This is a genomic window from Micrococcus porci (assembly GCF_020097155.1).
Lineage (GTDB): Bacteria > Actinomycetota > Actinomycetes > Actinomycetales > Micrococcaceae > Micrococcus > Micrococcus porci.
Window position 1 is genome coordinate 685262 of record NZ_CP083691.1, and the last position, 18627, is coordinate 703888.

The following is an 18627-nucleotide window of genomic DNA, read 5'->3' on the forward strand; positions in this document are numbered from 1 at the left end:
GCAGCGAGGGCTCCGCTACCATCTCGCACCGGGATCGTGGTCCAGAACCACAGAGCACAGGAAATCATCGACGCCAGGAACATCCCCATCAGCAGGGAGACCGTCACCACCAGGTGCTGACCGTAACCACCTACCCAAAGGAACCACGACTCTCGAAGGCAAGTGAAGCGCCCTGGGTTTGTTGGAGACTCCTGACCTTGGAAACGAGGATGGAGTTATGCCGAAAGAGCAGACAGCGGGGAAGCCGACGACGCGTCGGTATTCGCCGGAGGAGAAGGCCGCGGCGGTCCGGATGGTGCGGACGCTGCGTGTCGAGCTGGGGACCGAGCATGGGACTGTGCAGCGGGTCGCGACGCAGCTCGGATACGGGGTCGAGTCCGTGCGGATGTGGGTCAAGCAAGCCGACATCGACGACGGCGTCACCTCTGGCGTGAGCAGCGCTGAGGCGCGGCGGGTGCGTGAACTGGAGCAGGAGGTCCGGGAGTTGCGGCGGGCCAACGAGGTCCTCAAGCGTGCTGCGTCTTTCTTCGGGGCGGAGCTCGACCGCCACTACCGGAAGTAGTCGCGTTCATCGACGCGAACAAGGATGACCTGGTCGACGGTCGCCGGCTCGGAGTCGAGCTCATCTGCAGGCTGCTGCAGGTGGCTCCGAGCAGCTACTACGCCGCCAAGACCCGCGCCCCCTCGGCTCGCGCGGTGCGGGACGAGGAGCTGATCCCGCAGCTGGTCGAGCTCTGGGAGACGAACTACCGCGTCTATGGAATCCGCAAGCTCTGGAAAGCCGCCGGCCGGGCGGGGATCATGATCGGCCGAGACCAGACCGCCCGGCTGATGCGCGCTGCAGGCATCGAGGGTGCGCGGCGGTCGAAGAGGGTCAAGACCACCCGGCCGGACCCGGCGTCGGCGCGGCACCCGGACCTCGTGAAGCGGGAGTTCACCGCGCCTGCCCCGAACCGGCTCTGGGTCACCGACCTGACGTTCGTGCCGACGTGGGCCGGCGTCGCGTACGTCTGCTTCATCGTCGACGCGTTCAGCAGGATGATCGTAGGGTGGCGGTGCGCGTCACACATGCGCACCGAGATGGTCCTCGACGCGATCGAGATGGCCCGCTGGTCCCGCGGCGCTCGCCACGAGGACCTGCGCTGTCACAGCGACGCGGGGTCTCAATTCACCTCCATTCGCTACGGCGAACGCCTCGCCGAGATCGGAGCGACACCGTCGATCGGGACCGTCGGGGACAGCTATGACAACGCCCTGGCCGAGACCGTGAACGGCTATTACAAGGCCGAGCTCGTCCGCGGACCCGCACGGCCAGGTCCCTGGCGAACGGTCGAGGACCTCGAGCTCGCGACCCTCGGGTGGGTGTCCTGGCACAACACGCAACGCCTCCACGGCTACCTCGGCGACGTCCCACCCGCCGAGTTCGAGGACACGTTCTATGCTGTCGAAGCCGGCCGCGAACAGCTGGTCGGAATCAAATAGCGCGAGTCTCCATCAGACCCAGGGCGCTTCAAAGGACGCTTGCGTCCGCGGCAGCACATCAAGGCCTAACCTCAGCTGACACCTGATCGCATATCAGTCCCGATCTTAATGTGAGCGTGAGGTGGTGGGTGATCATTCGGATAGACGCACAGAGTCACGCCACCGGGTAACGCCACCCCCGCCGCGGTCAGGCTGACGATGAACGGCCCGGCTCCACGAAACTGTCGGCTACCGCACCCAGCGAGCGTCGAAGCGGCCTACACTCTCCTGACGACGACCGCGCCCGCGGCCGTCTAACCACGGAATGAAACCCAGGGCGCTTCAGGGATGGCCTTAGAGTTGGGTCCCTCCCGTGGCGTCGAGGCTCTGTCCGGTCATCCATCGGCTGGAGTGACTGGCCAGGAAGGCAACGATATCGGCGACGTCGTCAGGCTGACCGACCCTTCGCAGGGCCGCGGCGGCAGCGACTGCGTCACGGGCGCCGGGCTCGTTGATCCAGTCCGCATTGATGTCGGTGTCAATGACGCCCGGACGCACGGTGTTGACCGTAATGTCGCGCTCAGCGAGTTCGGCGGCGATGGCCCGAAACGCGGCTTCTAGACCGGCCTTGGATGCGGTGTATGCCACATGAGTGGGGGCGGCGATTCGGGCGAATCCGGAGGAGATCCCGATGACCCGACCATGGTCGTTGATGTGGTCGGATAAGTGATGGACAAGCATGAGAGGCGCTACGAGGTTCACGTTGACTACACGCGCGACTGTGCCCTCGTCCAACTCGCTTAGGGATTGCGCTCCGTTGATCCCGGCGTTGCTGACAAGCACATCCGTTCCACGTGCGTCGTGCCGTCGAACCTCGTCCCGCCAACGCGTCGCCAGGTGAGCAGCGCCGGCGGCACCTTCGGCGAGGTCCGCGCGAATGAGGACGCCGGACGCGCCGGCTTCATTGACTCGCTCGACCACTGCCTCCGCGGCAGTGCTGTCGCGGGCGTAGTGGATCCCCACCAGCGTGGCGCCTCCCTGTGCCAGTGCAACGGCGACGGCGGCACCTATACCGCGCGATCCTCCCGTGATCAATGCTGTTCGATGGTGCACGTCTACCTCCGTAGCGATCGTTACGTTACATGTATGCGGTATCGTAGCATTCACTATGGAACAGCCGATCAGCAAGCCGGGACGACCACGGTCATTCGACCCCGATCACGCGCTCCATGAAGCCCTGATGACCTTCTGGAGGTACGGGTACGAGGGCGCGAGCCTGTCACGACTGCAGGCGGCTATGGGGCTGACTGCGCCCGCCTTGTATCGGGCCTTCGGCTCGAAGGACGAGTTGTTCAAACAGGCTGTCGCGCAGTACCAGCGGCAGTATGGCTTCGGCATCCAGGAGGGGGTGCCGATCCGCGATGCGATCGGTGCATATCTCCGAACTGCGGCTCAAGAGTTTGCAGCAGAGCCGGGCTTGGGCTGCCTCGTATCAACGGGTGTACTAGCCAGCGGGCCGGATGCCCAGGTGTCGGCAGCCGTGGTAAGAGCGGAGCGCGAGAAGGCCCTGGAGGATATCCGCGCTCGATTCCAAACGGGCGTACGCAGCGGCGAACTGCCCGGGCTGACAGATGTGGACGGTCTATCCCGAGCGATCGCCGCTGTGATCCAAGGCATGTCCGTACAGGCGCGCGATGGCGCGACAGAGAGAGACCTGAACCGACTAGGGGACGCCGCGCTTCGGATGCTTCCCGACTGCCGCTGACCATGAAACACCAACCGACATCCCCGGCCGGTACATCTAAGGCCGCAGACCTAATTCTTCTTTGTCGGCCCCTACTCGCAGTAGAACAAAAGGAAACTAGTAAATGAACACGCTCCAGAACCCAGCCCTGATCGTCGTCGACGTGCAGCGCGGCTTCGATGACGTCGAGTACTGGGGTTCACGAGACAACCCTGACTGCGAAACCAATATATCCAGCCTTCTCACGCATTGGCGGGATCGGTCCTGGCCGATCGTGTTCGTTCGTCACGACTCGACTAACCCAGAGTCGACCCTTGCAGTAGGCACTCCGGGAAACGAATTCAAGGAGGTCATCACCGGCGATCCTGATCTGCTGGTGAGCAAGACCGTGAACTCGAGCTTCCATGGCACCCCAGACCTTGACGACTGGCTCCGCGCAGAGGGGATCGAGCAAGTCGTCATCTGTGGGATCACCACGAACCACTGCTGCGAAACCACCGCGCGGATCGCGGGGAACCTTGGCTACGACACGTACTTCGCTATCGACGCGACCCACACGTTCGACCGTCCCGCGCTGGACGGCACCGTCCTGCCCGCGGCAACCGTCTCAGCAATGACTGCCGCGAACCTGCATGGCGAGTTCGCCACCGTGGTCTCGACGCGCACGCTCATTGACGGAAACTCGTATGCACCGCGCTATGAGCAGGAAAAGTAGCATCCTCGCCCTCAGTGGGTCGTGCCTGTCGACGAGCAACCCTCAGACCTCGTCGCTTCAAGTTCCTCACGGGGTGACCAGGGTTGGTGAGCAGACCAGGGGCCGCGCATCCAGCAACTGCCTAGACTGACGCTGTGGAGTCCCCATCCTTCTCTGGAGCTGCCGATTCTGGCTCGCCTGCGCGTTCGCCCGGGGGCGTGTCGACGCTCGGTTGGATGTCTCTGCTCGGTTCTCTGCTGGCGGGCGTCGCTCTTGACGCGACCGGTTTCCAGACCGTCCACGAGATCCTCAGCCGCTTCTAGGTGTACTGACCGGGGACGTTGGTCAATCGTGAGAAGGGCGGCTGGTCCCCGCAGGCCGTGTGGGGTCGGTGGTGGTTGTAGTAGTGCAGCCAGCCCTCCAGCTCGCCCGGGCGTTCGTCCTCGGAGGTGTAGCAGCGGGCGTAGGCCCAACCGTCGGCCAGAGTGCGGTGGAAGCGCTCGATCTTCCCGTTGGTCTGCGGCCGATACGGACGGGTGCGCTTGTGCTTGATCCCGAGCTCAACGCAGGTGTCTCGCCACAGGTGCGACTTGTAGGCGCCGCCATTGTCTGAGAGGACCCGCTCGACGGTGACGCCGCGGGCGTTGAACCACTCGACAGCCCTCACCAGGACCGCGGTGGCGGTGATCGCGGTTTCGTCGTCGTGGATCTCGGCGTAGGCAACGCGGGAGTGGTCGTCGATGACGGTGTGGACGTAGGCCTTGCCCATCAACGGGTCCCGGTACTTGTTCCTGGGCTTGCCCGGCGTGGCTGCCCGGTTCTTCTCTCCTTGCCGGCGGCCGACGTAGCGCCAGCCGCCGCCGTCGGGGATGTTGCCGAGCTTCTTCACGTCGACATGGAGCATCGCGCCGGGATGGTCGTGCTCATAGCGTCGGACGGGCTCACCGGTGGCGCGGTCGACGTGGGAAAGCCGGTTCAGGTGGGCGTCGGTCAAGATCCGGTGGACCGTCGACGGGGCGATCCCCAGCCTGCACGCGAGCTGCACGGGTCCTTCCCGCAGTCGGAGACGGAGCTGGATGCAGCGTCTGGTGGTCTTCGCGCTGGTCTTGTTGGGCGAGTGGTGTGGTCGTGAGGAGCGGTCCTGCATCGGCTGGCCGGTCCGGTAGCGGTCGGCCCAACGCTTCACGGTCGGCCAGGAGACCTGGAAGCGGGCGGCGACTTCGCTGATCGGCCAGCCGTCGTCTACGACGAGACGACCGACGAGCAGGCCATGGCGGGGTGTGAGTGCTGCGTTGGGATGAGACATCGTTCTCCGACATGGTGAGAGCCCGGCAGCTGGTAGCTGCCGGGCTCTGGGGGTCTTGGGGGTCAGTTGGTGGGGGTGAAGGCCTGATCGACCGCGTAAGTGTCCTCGTACATCTGGTACCCGGTGATCTGACCGTCCTGAACTGTGAAGTGGAGGGCGAAGTCGTTGGAGAAGCTCTTGCCGGTGGCCAGGACGGGGAACTCGTTGTGGCCGAGTGCGACGGCATGGTCGCCGTCGACGACGATCTGGTGGATCGTGTATTCGGTGGCGGGTCCGAGGGCGGCGAATGCGGGGAAGAACGTGTCGAGTTCGTCGCGGGTGTGGCGAGTGCCGGCCCACGGGACGGCGGGGCTCCCGTGCACGGTGAAGTTGATGGTGGGTGCGAACAGGTTCTTGACCGTGTCGAGGTCGCCGGCACCGAAGGCCGAGAAGAAGTCTTCGACGGTCTGCTGGGTGGTGCGGGTGCTCATGCGTTGTCTCCTTGGATGTGGATGATGGTCTTGCCTGGGGTCTTGTTGGTCTCGACGTGCAGTAGCGCGTCGCCGAGGTCACTCAGCGGGTAGCCAGCGCCGACCTGGACGGTGAGCCGCCCTCGCGCGGCCTGCTCGATGAGCAGTTCCAGGGCGTGATGGTCAGGCTCGACGAGCATCCGGCGCAGTCGTGGATCTCGTTGGGCCAAGTCGTCGTGGGCATAGGGGTGGAGTGCGACCACGACGCCATCAGGCGAGGCCATGGCCAAGGACCGTGGTGTCGTGTCACCGCCGACTGTGTCGAGGACGACGTCGAAACAACCAGCGAACCTCTGCCAGTCCACGGTCGCGCGATCAACGACATGTCGCGTCCCGAGCACCTCGACCAACGTCCTACCGCGATCACTGGTCACTGCCGTCACCTGCGCACCGAGGTTCACGGCGAGCTGACAGGCCAGGGACCCGACCCCGCCGGATGCGGCATGGACGAGGACGGTTTGCCCCGACTGCAGGTGCGCCGTGTCCACCAGTGCTTGATAGGCGGTCAGGCCGGCGAGCGGGAGTCCGGCCCAGCGCCCCCATGCGCCTGCAGACAGGTCTTCTGTGCCTGTTGGGATCCGTGCAAGGTGGCGGGCAGGGACAGCGGAGTACTGGGCGAACGCCGCGGCTGGTGCGGGGAAACGAGGCATGCCGGTCACCGCATCACCGACGTCGAGCGCCGTGACTCCGCGTCCAAGCTTCACCACGATGCCAGACATGTCGTAGCCGCCCACGAACGGGACTGTCTGCCCTGTGACGAACATGCCCCTGCGCCAAGTCATGACGTCAGTGGGGTTGACCGAGGACGCCATGACTCGGACCAGAACCTCGCCCGGTCCGGGTTCTGGAACCGGACATTGACGCAACTCAGGCCGCCCGCCGGGCGCCGGGATAATCGCGGCAAGCATGGTGCGCGGAAGTGACGGGTGCATGACCACCAGCCTGTCGGTGGACGCCCCCACAGACGAGTGGCGTGAACGACACATTGTGCAAGGATCACGTCATGCGTCATGTGGTCACGATCGCCTGCCCTGGCACCGCGCTGTTCGACGTGGGGATCCCGTCACGAGTATTCGGCGCGGCCCGCACCGCAAACGATGAGCCGGCGTACGACGTCACGATCGCGTCACCGACTGGCGCCGGACCGCTCCTGACCAAGGACGGCGTGTCGGTCGACCTGCCAGGTGTGGACCAGATCAAGGAGACTGACACTGTCGTGGTCGCCTCGAGCGACGCACTGCTCGACCCGCTGGTCCGTCGCGACATGGCATCCGCGCTGGCCCCCTTCCTGCTACAGGGGCAAGCCGTGCGACCTGGCGTCCGTGTCGCTGCGGTCTGTTCGGGAGCGTTCCTTCTGGGGGAGCTGGGCCTGCTTGACCATCGCACGGCCACGACCCACTGGCGACTGGCTGACCAGCTCGCCAAGCTGTTCCCTTCCACCCATCTGCAAACGGAGTCGCTCTACATCGAGGACGACGGAGTTTTGACCTCGGGTGGAGTGGCTGCGGGTATAGACCTGTGCCTACACATGATCCGACAGGACTACGGAGTCCGGATCGCCAACGACGTCGCCCGCAGTTGTGTGGTGGCGCCCTTCAGAGAGGGCGGGCAGGCACAGTATGTCCAAACACCAGTGCCCCGCTCTGCGGACCCCTCGATGAACGACTTGGTCCACTGGTTGCTGGAGACACTCGACCAGCGCCACACGCTGGAAGACATCGCCCACCGGGGGCACATGAGCACCCGCACCTTTGAACGGCGCTTTCGCCGAGAGCACGGCACAAGCCCCGGACAGTGGCTGACAGCTGCACGTATCCAGCGAGCCAAAGAACTGCTCGAGTCCACAGACCTGCCCGTCGAGCGCATCGCCGAGCTGGTGGGCCTCGGCACGGCCAGCAACCTACGAACCCACTTCACCCGCTGCGTCGGACGAACGCCCCAGGCTTATCGCCGCTCCTTCACCGCGGGCAGCAATTCGACCAACGTCTCCGGTCAGTACAGTTAGAGGCTCGTAAGTGCCGTCCCGGCGGGCGCCGGCACGGGGTTCTCATGATGTTAGACGTCCTCGAACTCGACCGGAGGGACCAGCCTGATCTCGCCGTGCACACGACGATGGTTGAACCAGTCGATGTACTCCGCGACCGCGATCTCCAGGTCCTCGATGGACTTGAATGGCCCCTTGTTCCGGATCAGCTCCGCCTTGAACAGCGAGTTGAACGCCTCCGCGAGGGCATTGTCATACGAGTCCCCCGTCGAGCCGACTGAGGCGACTGCGCCGGCCTGGGCGAGCCGCTGGGTGTATCGCACGGCGACGTACTGGAGTCCTTTATCGCTGTGATGCCGTAGCCCGGCCACGTCTTGGCCTGCACGCTGACGCGTCCAGAACGCCATCTCCAACGCGTCCAGGGCCAGGTCCGTGCGCAGCGACTTCGACAGCTGCCAGCCCAGCACCCGTCGGGAGAACACGTCGATGATGAACGCGGCGTACACCCATCCGCTGAAAGTGCGGCAGTAGGTGATGTCAGCGACCCACAGCTGGTTCGGAGCCGCCGCGGTGAAGTCTCGCTGGACCAGGTCTTGACGCTCATCCGGGCCGCGGCCTGGGACCGTGGTCCTCGGTCCCTTCGCGCGGCTGATCCCGCGCAGGCCTGCGGCTCGCATGAGCCGCTCCACCGTGCACCTGGCCACCTGCAGGCCCTCCCTCCGCAGTTGCGCGTGGACCTTCCGGGCCCCGTAGACCCCGTAGTTGGCCTCATGCACCCGCCGGATTTCCACGAGCACCTGCACATCGCGCAGGCTGCGCACTGAAGGAGGGCGCGTCTTGGCCGCGTAGTACGTGCTCGGTGCGATCTGTGTGCCTGCCGCGGACAGCGTGGCGCAGATCGGCTCGACACCGAACTCGTGCTTGTGTTCGTCGATGTAGTCCACGATCAGCGCTGTGGGCGTCTCGAGCATCCGCCGCGAAGAAAGCCGACGCCGAGCGCAGGATCGCGTTCGCCCGCCGTAGTTCACGGTTCTCCTTCTCCAGCTCGGCCACCCGGGCGGCTTCGCTGGTCGTGATTCCGGGGCGGTGGCCGTGGTCGATCTCGGCTTGGCGGACCCAGTTGCGCAGCGTCTCGGGATTGATCCCGAGCTGTTCTCCTACGCGGCGGAATGCTCCGGTCCTCGTGGCGGGGTTTTGACGGGCTTCCAGCGTCATCCGCGTGGCGCGTTCGCGGAGCTCGTCGGGGTACTTCCGTGGTGCGGGCATGCTCTGCATCTTTCCGTTGGATCAGAGCCTCCACCAGACCCGGAGCGATTCAGGATGCGCATCTCGGTGTATCGGTCATTCAGAGCGCGAACGAGAGAATCAGGACTGCGATGGAGAGTGCGAGCATGCCGAGGCAGTTGAGCCAAAACGCCTGCCCTGTGAAGCGGGTTCGGATATGGGCGGCGGCGGCGCTGAGGAAGTAGACGATCACGCCGGTGTTGGCGGCAAGAGCGATGCCTGGAATCCAGATCCCCGCAATGAGCCCGATCACGGCGAGCGTCTTGATGACGATGAGAGTCCACCACCATTCGCGGGGGAAGCCCACGCCGTTCAAACAGTCGCGGATGAATCTCGGTGGGCGCAGAGACATCGCCGCGTCGCTGAACAAGGCGAGGGCGAGAACGGCCGGAGGCCACCACATGTCCGGGGTCAGGGGCATTGAGTCACTCCTTACAGATGCTGATCGCCGCGAACGATGTGCGGAGGCCGTTTGTGATGGCGGACGGATCGACCAGGCCTCGTGCAGACCAGGTGAAGAGTGTGCCGACGTAGGCGGCGTACAGTGCCTGCGCCTTAGCTGGCGCGTCAGCCGCTGGGGTGCACCCCTGCTTGGTTATCGCGGTGGCGAACTCTTCGACGAGTCGGGCGTGCAGCTCGGTGAACAATGACGAGGAATGAGTTCCGGAAACCAGAATCGACGCGTACGACCGCGCCAACTCGGGGCTGCCCGTGAACATCGCCACGAACGGCTGCACTAGAACGCCCAGGCGCTTTACGCAGGTGTCAGGGGCGTCGCCGGTCGACTGAGGGGTTGCGCCGGCTCGCTGGGCATGCTCGTCCGCCACCATCGTGTCGAACACCTGCACCAGCAGCGCGTTCTTGTCACCGACGGCCATCACCGTCCCGGCACTGACGCCAGCTGCCTCAGCGATGTCTCGCACCGTTGTGGCGGCGAACCCTCGCTTCCGGAACAACCGGCTCGCCGCTTCCAGGACGCGAAGCTGCGTTGCTTGCTTGAGCTGCTGACGCACTGAGACCGTCATCCGTCGCCCTTCGATAAACGCGTTCACTGAACGTGTTCACGATAGCACGATGCTCGGCGCAGCCCAGGCGCACGACGTCACTGCGCGAGCGTCAACAACCTCCCGACCAGCAACAGATGGGCCAGGCCACCGCCCTGGAGGTGATCGAACCACGTTCGGCCACCAGCTCGGGGAGCTGTTCGATGAACATCCCGCGCGGACAGTCCGGGTCCGGGCACCGCCAGGTGCGCTGGCGCCACCGCAGAAGCATCGGAACGGCCCCGGGCACATCATGCAGCCAACGGTCACGACGGCCCCGACTCGGGGCCACGACCCCGCAGTCCGGGCAGCCCACCAGCTGCCAGGACGTGGACACGGTCCCGGTCATCAGATCCATGCCCCGTTCGACGGCCTCGACGTGGACGCTCTCCAGGCCCAACAACGCATCGTAGCGAGAACAGGCATCAGTAGTGGCGGGCGGGCTCACGCACCCCGTAGCGTTAGTCAACGTCGAGGTCCTCTGGGTGGATCAGCATGCTTGGTCGCTACTGATCTTCGGGGACCTCGACGCCTGCCCCATCAACTCACCCGGCGAGCCTCACTCCCCACCCAATGACCGAAGAGCCCGTAAACCACCTGGTGGTCAGTCGGGATGGGCACCGTCTCGAGAGTAGATACACGCCCAGGTCTTCAGAGACCAGGGCCGAGGCGGCATACCACTCCTTGGCCTGGTGAATGACCCGCGCTACTTGTCGACCACCGCGGATTCCGAACCGGAGCTTAGGACGAGCTGGGCCATGGCGTACTCGTCGACAGAGCCACCATCACGGATCAGGGACGTCCTGCGCAGGCCCTCGACGACGAACCCACACTGCAGGTACAGCTGCACCGCACGCAGGTTGTCAACCATTACGGTCAGTTCCACCCGCCGCAGTCGACGTCGCCGGCACTCGTCCAGGGCAGCTTTCAGCAAACGGCGCCCCACCCCCTGACCGGTGCAGGCGGCATCGACTCCCAGAACCAGGTGCCCGACGTGGGCGGCCCGCCGGTACGGAGCCACCTCCACCGAGACCCATCCCACTGGCCCCACATGTTGTCTGGGCAGGCTGGCTATCAGGTCAAAGCTGCCCGCCGAGCTCTGGGCGGCCAACCGCCCTCGTATCTCCTCCACGGAAGAAGGACGTTCTCCCGGTTCCAAAAGCATGAAGCTCGACTGCCGGTCCAGACGATGCTGCAACGACAGCAGGGCCGCACCGTCCTCCGGGACGGCCTGGCTGATGACGAGGTGCGCCTCTGCAGACAACGGCCCAGTGGATGGTGTGGGTTCAAGCATGGCCTAACCTACCTCGTCATATCGCAGACCAGGCCTTGACGAAGCCGTCAAGATTCGTGCGGAGCGTTCCAGGGCCCATGAGTTCTTGCACGACACTTCCGCGGTCTTGACCTGACTACCGCAGCACCGGTCTCGTGTCACGACTGTCTAATTGAATAACCATCATATCCCAGGCTGCACCTAGTTGTACTGACCGGGGGCGCTCAACGCCCAGTGACACTGCCCGTCGGCATTGTTGCCGGCGGCCAGGATGACCCCGTCGCTGCGGAGTCCGAGCGAGTGCGTCGACCCAGCCGCGATCGCCACGACATCGCGCCAGGTCTGCGTACTGCACTGCCCGTGGCCGTCGTCTCCGGCGGCCAGAACGCGTCCGTCCTGTGTCAGCCCGAGCGAGTGATAACTGCCGGCTACAACAGCCGCGACGCCCCGCCAGCGACGCGCCCCGGCCAGGCCCGCAGCGGTGTCGCCGCAGGCCAGCACGGTGCCGTCCTCCCTGACCCCCAGGGTGTGGAGGTAGCCGGCGGCGATACCCACGACATCACTCCACCCGGCTACATCGCCCTGGCCGCGCGTGTCCATCCCGGTCGCCACCACTGTCCCGTCCGACCGGAGGCCCACGGAGTGCCAGTCCCCGGCGGAGACCGCGACGATCCCGGACCAGCCCCCCACGTCACACGCCCCGTCGTCTCTGCGGCCGGCGGCCAGCACGGTGCCGTCTGCGCGCACCCCGAGGGTGCGGCGCCATCCGGCGGCGAAGCCCACCACCTGAGACCAGCCCGTGACATCGCACTGCCCGTGCGCGTTCCAGCCCACGGCCAGGACCGTCCCGTCGGCGCGTAACCCGACCGAGTGGGAGCGGCCCGTGTTCCGCGCGGCGTGGACATTGCCGGCGGCGACGGCGACGACGTCGCTCCAGCCGGTCACGGCGCACTCGCCCGCGCCCGGCGGGCCAGCTGCCAGGACGCGACCGCCATCGACGACGACCAGCGAGTGCCGCCGGCCGGCCGCGAGGGGGACCCGCTGGAGGCTCACCGTGCGATCTCCCAAAGGGGTGTCCACCCCACGGGAAGCGGCCCGCGGATGGCGGCTCGTTGCCTGTCTGCCTCATGGGACCAGCCCTGAGCTTGCCCCGGGCTGCCGACCGGACCCCGGGCAAGGCGGAGTCCCACGTCCTCCAGGACGGCGTTCGGGGCGCTGCCCCGGCGCACTGAGGCGCGCACGCTCCAGGGTTCATCCGCCCAGCCACCCCCGCGCAGACTGCGGTAATCGCCGTAGCGGGCGGGGTCGGCGTAGTCCCAGCACCATTCCCAGACGTTGCCGAGCATGTCGTGCAGGCCCCACGCGTTGGGCGCCTTGGAGCCCACGGGCTGGGGTGAGTCGACGTCGTCCAGGCTGGTCCAGGCGATGTCCTCTACCAACCCGTAGGTGGGTGAGGTCGTCCCGGCGCGGCAGGCGTACTCCCATTCCGCCTCGGTGGGCAGGCGGTATCCGTCGGCCGCGGTGTCCCAGTCGACCGTCCGGCCCTGCCACGTGTAGGCCTCCTGCAGTCCGGATGCACGGGAGAGCTCGTTGCAGTACGCGACGGCGTCGAACCACGTGAACGGCGCCCACGGCAGACCAGAGCCCTGGTCATGAACCGGGTGGACGGCGATCTCGAAGGCCTCCAGGGTTACCTCGCGGGTCTGCGAGCGACGGGCGTCCCGCAGTGTGATGACCCCCGCGGGGAGCGAGGCCATGACGGGGGTGTCCATGACGCCAGCCTAGGCGGGGGCTGAGTTACTCGGCGGCGGGTGGGGCGCCGTCGTCGAGGTCCCGCATCTGCCGCACCGGTGACAGGGCGACGGGAAGGGTGGAAGCCGCCATCGCGGCCGTGCCCAGCGCGGCGGCAAGCCATCCCCCGACAGCCGAGATCAGCCAGCCTCCCAACAGTGCACCGATTGCGAGGGCGCCCCAGGAGAGCATGCGGTAGCTGGCGTTGACCCTCCCGCGGAGTTCCTCGGGAACCGTGACCTGACGGACGGTGACGGCCTGGGAGTTCGCGATGCCGGTGCCGAACCCGGACGCGAAGAAGGCCGCGGCGAGGACCACCAGGGACGTCACGGAGGTGTCGGAGCTGAACAGCACGCCGATCAGCGGCGCCGTGTTGCCTACGAGCATGGCCGTGATGAGGGATCGGCCATAGCCGAAACGCTCAGTCAGTCGGGCGCTGATGCCCGCCCCGAGGAAGGCGCCGAGTCCGCCGGCCATGAAGATCAGCCCGAGCACGAGGGGCCCGTCGTCCCGGGCGTCAACGATCAGGACGGTGAGGGCGAGCATGAAGACCTCGTTGCCCAGGTTCCAGATCGTCGCCTCCGCGGCAAGAGCCCGGACGACACGGTGGCGAAGCAGGGCCAGGAACCCCTCCCGGGCCTGTTGTCGAGCCGAAGTGTCGGGAGCCTCCGCAGGCGGCTCGTGGGTCTGAATCCGCCGCAGCAGCACGACAGAGAGCAGCCGCCCCGCCCCGTTGATCGCGACGGCGAACGGTGCCGTGAGCCATTGGACGAGCGCACCTCCGACTCCGGAACCCCCGATGCCGATCGCCGAGTAGGTGGCTGTCATCTTCGCGTTCGCATCCGGGAGAGCTGCCCTGCTGACCACCTGGGGGGTGAAGGAGAAGTCCGCGAGCATGTGCAGCACGGACATCGCCCCCAGCACTGCGGCCGCGGCCACCAGGGCCGGCACGGTGAGCCATCCGGCCAATGCCGCACCGGCGATACCGAGCAGAGTGATCCCGCTGACCGTCTCCGCCGTGATCATCAAGGGTCGCCGCCTCCACCGGTCCACCAGCACGCCCAGCCACAGGGGCAGTACCAGGTACGGCAGGAACGTCGCGACTCGCACCCAGGACAGCTCCTCGGCCGAGGCTCCCAACCACACCAGAGCGAGAACCGGCATGGCCAGCTCGCCGATCTCGCCCCCCAAGGCTGACGCCGTTGAGGCACCCCAGAGGCGACGGAAGTCCCGACTGCGCCACGCGCTAACTCTTGTCATGTGATAGATGGTTATCCGTGGGCATGCTCTTGGCAACCGTCTTGATCAGATTGGTGGTTAGATCGGTGCATGGGATCTTCGAGTGAGCCGTACGCGCCGGGTGACCTCGAGCTGGTGCGGACGTTCGTGAACACACTGGACATCGAGAAAGGCACGGACGCCCTGGAATCGTCAGAAACGTGGGGTCGGTGGTGTGCGGAACGAGGACTCTCGGTCGAGTCGAGTGCGACCGACCGTCAGCTCCTGGGTGAGCTTCGTGAGGCACTGCGTGAGAGCCTGCTTGCTCATCACTCGCGAGGTTCAATGCCTCCGGCAGCCCGCGAGGTGCTCGATCGAATGCTGGCCTGGAGTCAGGCCGAAGCGACCTTCACCGAGGAGGGCTTGCGCCTCATCCCTCGGAGAGACGGAGCGCACTATGTCGCCGGGAGGATTCTCTCCCTCGTTGCGGCGGCAACGGTGGACGGAACGTGGTCTCGCCTCAAGGCCTGCAGGGACGACGAGTGCAAATGGGCCTTCTACGATCACTCGCGCTCCCGTACCGGCCAGTGGTGCTCGATGGCGATCTGTGGGAACCGGAACAAGCAGGCTCGTCTGAGAGAGCGGCGAGGACAGTGAATCCGACCGCTGCCACCCGGGCGCCGGACCTGGTCCCGGCCGATCTCCCACCCGGCGCGGCGCATCGCGTGGTGCATCTTCCGCACCCCGTAGACGCAGTAGTTCTCCGCATGGACCCGTCGGATCTCTTTGATGAGAATCTCGTCTCGCAGCGCCCGCGTGGAAGCCGGGCGGGTCTTCGCGGCCCGGTAGCTCACGTCGAGGTGATGAACCCACACTCCGTCGCGCTGAGCACGCGGCAGATGGCCTCGACCCCGAAACGCTCGCGGTGTTCGTCGATGAACGCGATCATCTCGTCGTGGGGCGGTCGAGTTCCGCTGCGAAAAAAGCCGAGGCCTTGCGCAGGATCTCGTTCGCGCGGCGCAGTTCGAGGTTCTCCCTGCGTAAGCGGCGCATCTCTTCAGACTCGTCGGTGCTCACCCCGGGAGCTCCGCCTCGATCGATGCGTCCCTGCCTCCACCAGTTCCGCATCGTATGAGGGGAGATCCCGCCGAGGGCTTCGCCTACGGCTACGCAGGCCCCCCAGCCGGAGCACTGCTCGGCACGGATGCGTTCCTCGATGAGCTCCAGGGCTCGGGCCTTGAACTCGGGGGTGTACTTCTGGGGCATGATCCGATCCTCCTTGAGGAAGTAGATCGGAGCGAAACCCAGGGCGCTTCAGACGGACGAATCACTCACGGTCGGCCTCGATCCATCCGTGGAGACGCGCACCGGGATCTTGACGAGTCCCGCGATCGACCACGGTGAATTCTGCCGTGGTCAGTAGGCGTGAGAGCGCGTCGACAGGCCAGTGCCAGGTGGTGGTGACGGCATGGTCGAAGGGTTCGACCTCGTCTCCCGCGAAGAAGCCCAGCAGCATCGATCCGCCCGGACGCAACGACCGGTGTGCGTGCTCGAAGAGATGGGGCATCTCCGCCGGTGGCGTGTGGATGATGGAGTACCAGGCGAGGATCCCGTCGACGGCGGCCGTCGGCAGAGTCTCGAAGGAGCCCCGCTCGACGCGCACCTCGGGGTGGGCGCGGCGCGCGTGGGCCACAAACTCCTCGACCGGCTCGATGCCTCTCACGTCATGGCCCAGGGAGTGCAGGTACGCGGTCCAGTGGGCCGGCCCGCAGCCGACATCTGCCAGAACCCCGCCCGTCCTCTGGGCCCATGCCTCGACCAGCCTCTTGTCGGCGTCGGCCACGGCGTCCATGCGCCCGAGCAGGTCCGCATACTCGACGGCGCGGGCGGCGTAGGCCTCTTGGGCGGACGGGGAATGCGGCCGCATTCCGTCGGGTTCTGCGGACATCACTGGCACCTGCCGGCAGTCCACTTCTCTTGAGCAAGCCTCAACACTGCGGCGCCGCGGCAAGGCAAGGGAACGAGGGAAGACCGCTCCCCCGTCACCACGGCCGCCCCTGGAGGTCGATCTCCCCGGCCGACCAGGGCTGCTTGGCGTTGCGCAACGGCATAACCAGCAGAGGGTCCCCCTGAGCGCTCTCTGATGGTTGTCCGTTGAGCCCAATGTAGCGTTCAGCGGCGACGATGCGCCGCCATCCACACGAGACGTAGAACGGCACCACGGACTCGTGGCAACCGAGATAACCGAACTCCGCGTCGGAGTGGGCGCGCATGGAATCCACCGCTGCCCGCATCAGCCGCTGGCCCAGATGGTGGCCGCGCCCGCTCGGGGTGACCAGCACGCCGCCCACGCCGGCGATCGTTACATGATGATCACCCACAGTGATCGAGCGGCGGGCCCATCCGATGTGCCCAACGGTCTGCGCGTCGAGGGTGGCGATGACGTGCATGTCATGGGGCGCATACCCGTACGGCTGGTCGGGATCCCATTCTCCGAAGTCCTCGAGGTATTCAGCAGCGAAGAGGCGGTTCAGGTCATCCAGCTGGCCAGGCGTCAGGTCGGCGTGCCAGCTCAGCTCGATCGTGGGCGAGGAGGAAGGAGCCAGATCCATACGCCAATTCTCGCAGAGGGCTTGGACCCACGGCCCCTGAATGCGGCGGGGCAGGATCTGCCCCGGCGTCAAGGGTTCAAGTGCTCACCCGGATATGAAACATATTCATGCGTTTCTGAAATCTTCGCTGCATCTCGACATGGACCCACGGCCCCTGAATGCGGCGGGGCAGGATCTGCCCCGGCGTCAAGGGTTCAAGTGCTCACCCGGATATGAAACATATTCATGCGTTTCTGAAATCTTCGCTGCATCTCGACATTCGTCTCGTTGTCGAGATGCAGCGAAGAGTTCACACGACGCGCGGTGAACTCTTCGCATATCAGGCGGGATCCGGTCGGCGTGAAATCTGGGTGTCCCGGTGGGCGCTCCCGCGCGCCCCAGGGCCCGCCAGAAACGTACGGGCGGCTGCCGCTCTGGCGGGTCGGTTGTGGCGAGTCATGTGGCGGGCGGACAGGGTCGGATGTGGCGCGCACGGCGCATGGCGGGGTCCCTCGCCACAAACGACCGTTTGGGCGGGCTCAACGCGAGCAAGTCGTCCGCACGGCACATATGAGCTGCTCGGTCTGACTGAGGTCGTCGACGACCACGACAGAGCGCAGCCCCTCAGTGGTGCTCATGTCGATGTGGGCCTGGCCTCCGTTGTTGATCCGCAGCCCGTCTGGGGAGGTGGCCAGCCCGGTGACGAACCAGTTGAGCAGGCCATGGTTCATGCCGTCGTCGGGTCCGCAGGTGATCGTGGCGATCTGATGGACAGGGATGGCGCGAGAGTAGAACGGCGCGTGCACGTGCAGCTCGGGGTTGGCCCCCTCAGTGAGCTCGAGAGTGATTCTCGCTCCGAGACTGGCCAGGCGGTTGCCGTACGAAGCTGCCTCCGCCCCCAGCTCTTTCAGGCCGGGCCGCGCGATGTGAGGACGGCATCGACGGCGTCGGCCTCCTTTCCCGTGGACTGGTCCACGATGCGCAGGGATTCTGCGATGCCCGGTGACTGAAAGAGGTGGTGGGAGATCTTCGTCTCCACCGCCTCGAGCTTCTGGCGGAGGTCTTGGTGTGAGTCTCTGCGGGGCATGGGGATCCCTTCGTCTGGAAGGCGGAGATTCCCGGTGTCGGAGGCGGACTTCTTGGGGACAGGATCCCACGAGGTGAACAGCGCCGGGTAAGGCCCGGGCTGGTGTCGCCTATCACGGCGTCTTCCGATCCGCCCAGGAATTACGGTGAGCGTTCTCGGGGGTGGGGTGGAATTTGACGTCCACTTTATAAGGGAATACGTTCATCAGGAAAGAATCCATTTCGTGAAAGGAAAGACAATGGCGATCATCTCCACCGTGGCCGATGACTTCGACGGCTCGACCCCTGCTGAGGCGGTGCGTTTCTCCGTGGCGGGGCGTGATTACGAGATCGACCTGTCCAAGGAGCACCGGGCCGAGCTGGACGCGATCATGGCCGAGTTCCAGGACCGGCTGAAGAAGTTCACCGACGTCGCCCGGCCGGCCGGCCGCGCCGCGTCCACCGGGCGGACCCCGGCTCGCCGTTCCTCGGGTTCCGGCGTGGATGCCTCTACCGTGCGGCTGTGGGCCGTGGAGAACGGGTTCGACGTCAAGGACCGCGGACGCATCCCGGTCGAGGTCATGGACGCCTACCGCAACCGCGGCAAGAAGGGTTGAGCCCGCAACTCGCTTGGACGCCGGTCCGCGTCCTGTGTGAGCGTAGG

The 18627-nt window shown here is 65.9% G+C and carries 23 protein-coding genes and 2 other annotated features; of the genes, 6 read left to right on the forward strand and 17 right to left on the reverse strand.

The window, feature by feature from the left end:
- Positions 1-217 precede the first annotated feature (217 nt).
- Positions 218-1482 (forward strand): IS3 family transposase gene (locus KW076_RS03255; RefSeq protein ID WP_224355381.1). Its coding sequence is split into 2 segments (ribosomal slippage): positions 218-521 and positions 521-1482, totalling 1266 coding nucleotides; the frame shifts between segments, so codons are not numbered across the junction.
- Positions 517-651: a sequence feature (AL1L pseudoknot), on the forward strand. Its footprint overlaps the gene before it by 135 nt.
- 333 nt (positions 1483-1815) lie before the next feature.
- On the opposite strand, the gene KW076_RS03260 is transcribed toward KW076_RS03255, so the two are convergent.
- Positions 1816-2628 (reverse strand): SDR family NAD(P)-dependent oxidoreductase, encoded by an 813-nt coding sequence (locus KW076_RS03260; RefSeq protein ID WP_350354991.1) that lies wholly within the window; start codon positions 2626-2628, stop codon positions 1816-1818.
- 1 nt (position 2629) lies between these two features.
- On the opposite strand from KW076_RS03260, the gene KW076_RS03265 reads away from it, so the two are divergent.
- Together KW076_RS03265 and KW076_RS03270 are read left to right on the forward strand one after the other, a co-directional pair.
- Positions 2630-3226, forward strand: coding sequence for a TetR/AcrR family transcriptional regulator (locus KW076_RS03265; protein WP_224356223.1), 597 nt, complete (start codon positions 2630-2632; stop codon positions 3224-3226).
- Positions 3227-3329: 103 nt separating this feature from the next.
- The gene (locus KW076_RS03270; protein ID WP_224356224.1) at positions 3330-3920 is read left to right on the forward strand and encodes a cysteine hydrolase family protein; all 591 of its coding nucleotides are present in this window, start codon (positions 3330-3332) and stop codon (positions 3918-3920) included.
- Positions 3921-4218: 298 nt separating this feature from the next.
- Here the strand turns inward: KW076_RS03270 and KW076_RS03275 are convergent, their stop codons facing one another.
- The 3 genes from KW076_RS03275 to KW076_RS03285 form a co-directional block, all read right to left on the reverse strand.
- Positions 4219-5205 (reverse strand): IS481 family transposase, encoded by a 987-nt coding sequence (locus KW076_RS03275; protein ID WP_224356225.1) that lies wholly within the window; start codon positions 5203-5205, stop codon positions 4219-4221.
- 62 nt (positions 5206-5267) lie between these two features.
- A complete protein-coding gene (locus KW076_RS03280; RefSeq protein WP_224356226.1) occupies positions 5268-5675 on the reverse strand; it encodes a nuclear transport factor 2 family protein in 408 nt (135 codons plus the stop codon).
- Positions 5672-6700, reverse strand: coding sequence for an NADP-dependent oxidoreductase (locus KW076_RS03285; protein ID WP_350354984.1), 1029 nt, complete (start codon positions 6698-6700; stop codon positions 5672-5674). The genes KW076_RS03280 and KW076_RS03285 overlap by 4 nt, the downstream gene beginning before the upstream one ends.
- A 17-nt stretch (positions 6701-6717) precedes the next feature.
- On the opposite strand from KW076_RS03285, the gene KW076_RS03290 reads away from it, so the two are divergent.
- The gene (locus KW076_RS03290; RefSeq protein WP_224356227.1) at positions 6718-7719 is read left to right on the forward strand and encodes a GlxA family transcriptional regulator; all 1002 of its coding nucleotides are present in this window, start codon (positions 6718-6720) and stop codon (positions 7717-7719) included.
- Positions 7720-7769: 50 nt separating this feature from the next.
- Here KW076_RS03290 and KW076_RS03295 read toward each other — a convergent pair.
- The 7 genes from KW076_RS03295 to KW076_RS03325 form a co-directional block, all read right to left on the reverse strand.
- Positions 7770-8964 (reverse strand): IS3 family transposase gene (locus KW076_RS03295; protein ID WP_434084369.1). Its coding sequence is split into 2 segments (ribosomal slippage): positions 7770-8664 and positions 8663-8964, totalling 1197 coding nucleotides; the frame shifts between segments, so codons are not numbered across the junction.
- Positions 8965-9043: 79 nt separating this feature from the next.
- Positions 9044-9403: a DoxX family protein gene (locus tag KW076_RS03300; protein WP_224356229.1), complete on the reverse strand. Its 360-nt coding sequence runs from the start codon at positions 9401-9403 to the stop codon at positions 9044-9046.
- Positions 9404-9407: 4 nt separating this feature from the next.
- The gene (locus tag KW076_RS03305; RefSeq protein WP_224356230.1) at positions 9408-9995 is read right to left on the reverse strand and encodes a TetR/AcrR family transcriptional regulator; all 588 of its coding nucleotides are present in this window, start codon (positions 9993-9995) and stop codon (positions 9408-9410) included.
- Between the two features lie 736 nt (positions 9996-10731).
- Positions 10732-11319 (reverse strand): GNAT family N-acetyltransferase, encoded by a 588-nt coding sequence (locus KW076_RS03310; RefSeq protein WP_224356231.1) that lies wholly within the window; start codon positions 11317-11319, stop codon positions 10732-10734.
- A 180-nt stretch (positions 11320-11499) separates the two neighbouring features.
- Complete coding sequence (locus tag KW076_RS03315) at positions 11500-12351, reverse strand: RCC1 domain-containing protein (protein ID WP_224356232.1); 852 nt, start codon at positions 12349-12351, stop codon at positions 11500-11502.
- Positions 12348-13070 (reverse strand): formylglycine-generating enzyme family protein, encoded by a 723-nt coding sequence (locus KW076_RS03320; protein WP_224356233.1) that lies wholly within the window; start codon positions 13068-13070, stop codon positions 12348-12350. The genes KW076_RS03315 and KW076_RS03320 overlap by 4 nt, the downstream gene beginning before the upstream one ends.
- A gap of 25 nt (positions 13071-13095) precedes the next feature.
- Positions 13096-14349 (reverse strand): MFS transporter, encoded by a 1254-nt coding sequence (locus KW076_RS03325; RefSeq protein WP_224356234.1) that lies wholly within the window; start codon positions 14347-14349, stop codon positions 13096-13098.
- A gap of 69 nt (positions 14350-14418) precedes the next feature.
- On the opposite strand from KW076_RS03325, the gene KW076_RS12625 reads away from it, so the two are divergent.
- The gene (locus KW076_RS12625; RefSeq protein ID WP_224356235.1) at positions 14419-14964 is read left to right on the forward strand and encodes a CGNR zinc finger domain-containing protein; all 546 of its coding nucleotides are present in this window, start codon (positions 14419-14421) and stop codon (positions 14962-14964) included.
- Here KW076_RS12625 and KW076_RS12630 read toward each other — a convergent pair.
- The 6 genes from KW076_RS12630 to KW076_RS03360 all read right to left on the reverse strand — a co-directional run bounded on the left by KW076_RS12630 (position 14871) and on the right by KW076_RS03360 (position 17985).
- Positions 14871-15182, reverse strand: coding sequence for an IS3 family transposase (locus KW076_RS12630; protein ID WP_350354985.1), 312 nt, complete (start codon positions 15180-15182; stop codon positions 14871-14873). The two genes, KW076_RS12625 and KW076_RS12630, sit on opposite strands and share 94 nt — an antisense overlap.
- A gap of 16 nt (positions 15183-15198) precedes the next feature.
- Positions 15199-15295: a sequence feature (AL1L pseudoknot), on the reverse strand.
- Positions 15253-15573: a hypothetical protein gene (locus tag KW076_RS03340; RefSeq protein ID WP_224356237.1), complete on the reverse strand. Its 321-nt coding sequence runs from the start codon at positions 15571-15573 to the stop codon at positions 15253-15255. Its footprint overlaps the feature before it by 43 nt.
- Positions 15574-15634: 61 nt before the next feature.
- A complete protein-coding gene (locus tag KW076_RS03345) occupies positions 15635-16255 on the reverse strand; it encodes a class I SAM-dependent methyltransferase (protein WP_224356768.1) in 621 nt (206 codons plus the stop codon).
- Positions 16256-16349: 94 nt separating this feature from the next.
- Positions 16350-16919, reverse strand: coding sequence for a GNAT family N-acetyltransferase (locus tag KW076_RS03350; RefSeq protein ID WP_224356238.1), 570 nt, complete (start codon positions 16917-16919; stop codon positions 16350-16352).
- A gap of 518 nt (positions 16920-17437) precedes the next feature.
- Positions 17438-17704 (reverse strand): hypothetical protein, encoded by a 267-nt coding sequence (locus KW076_RS03355; protein ID WP_003038478.1) that lies wholly within the window; start codon positions 17702-17704, stop codon positions 17438-17440.
- 101 nt (positions 17705-17805) lie between these two features.
- A complete protein-coding gene (locus tag KW076_RS03360; protein WP_164971935.1) occupies positions 17806-17985 on the reverse strand; it encodes a hypothetical protein in 180 nt (59 codons plus the stop codon).
- A 238-nt stretch (positions 17986-18223) separates the two neighbouring features.
- Here KW076_RS03360 and KW076_RS03365 point away from each other — a divergent pair, with 238 nt between their 5' ends.
- Entirely contained in the window at positions 18224-18580 is a 357-nt protein-coding gene (locus KW076_RS03365; protein WP_104318905.1) for a histone-like nucleoid-structuring protein Lsr2, read from the forward strand.
- Positions 18581-18627 lie beyond the last annotated feature (47 nt).

Coding starts and splice junctions, on each gene's coding strand:
- KW076_RS03265 (WP_224356223.1), top strand. CDS start 2,630: ATGGAACAGCCGATCAGCAAGCCGGGACGACCACGGTCATTCGACCCC.
- KW076_RS03270 (WP_224356224.1), top strand. CDS start 3,330: ATGAACACGCTCCAGAACCCAGCCCTGATCGTCGTCGACGTGCAGCGC.
- KW076_RS03275 (WP_224356225.1), bottom strand. CDS start 5,205: ATGTCTCATCCCAACGCAGCACTCACACCCCGCCATGGCCTGCTCGTC.
- KW076_RS03280 (WP_224356226.1), bottom strand. CDS start 5,675: ATGAGCACCCGCACCACCCAGCAGACCGTCGAAGACTTCTTCTCGGCC.
- KW076_RS03285 (WP_350354984.1), bottom strand. CDS start 6,700: ATGTGTCGTTCACGCCACTCGTCTGTGGGGGCGTCCACCGACAGGCTG.
- KW076_RS03290 (WP_224356227.1), top strand. CDS start 6,718: ATGCGTCATGTGGTCACGATCGCCTGCCCTGGCACCGCGCTGTTCGAC.
- KW076_RS03300 (WP_224356229.1), bottom strand. CDS start 9,403: ATGCCCCTGACCCCGGACATGTGGTGGCCTCCGGCCGTTCTCGCCCTC.
- KW076_RS03310 (WP_224356231.1), bottom strand. CDS start 11,319: ATGCTTGAACCCACACCATCCACTGGGCCGTTGTCTGCAGAGGCGCAC.
- KW076_RS03320 (WP_224356233.1), bottom strand. CDS start 13,070: ATGGACACCCCCGTCATGGCCTCGCTCCCCGCGGGGGTCATCACACTG.
- KW076_RS03325 (WP_224356234.1), bottom strand. CDS start 14,349: ATGACAAGAGTTAGCGCGTGGCGCAGTCGGGACTTCCGTCGCCTCTGG.
- KW076_RS12625 (WP_224356235.1), top strand. CDS start 14,419: ATGGGATCTTCGAGTGAGCCGTACGCGCCGGGTGACCTCGAGCTGGTG.
- KW076_RS03340 (WP_224356237.1), bottom strand. CDS start 15,573: ATGCCCCAGAAGTACACCCCCGAGTTCAAGGCCCGAGCCCTGGAGCTC.
- KW076_RS03345 (WP_224356768.1), bottom strand. CDS start 16,255: ATGTCCGCAGAACCCGACGGAATGCGGCCGCATTCCCCGTCCGCCCAA.
- KW076_RS03350 (WP_224356238.1), bottom strand. CDS start 16,919: ATGGATCTGGCTCCTTCCTCCTCGCCCACGATCGAGCTGAGCTGGCAC.
- KW076_RS03360 (WP_164971935.1), bottom strand. CDS start 17,985: ATGCCCCGCAGAGACTCACACCAAGACCTCCGCCAGAAGCTCGAGGCG.
- KW076_RS03365 (WP_104318905.1), top strand. CDS start 18,224: ATGGCGATCATCTCCACCGTGGCCGATGACTTCGACGGCTCGACCCCT.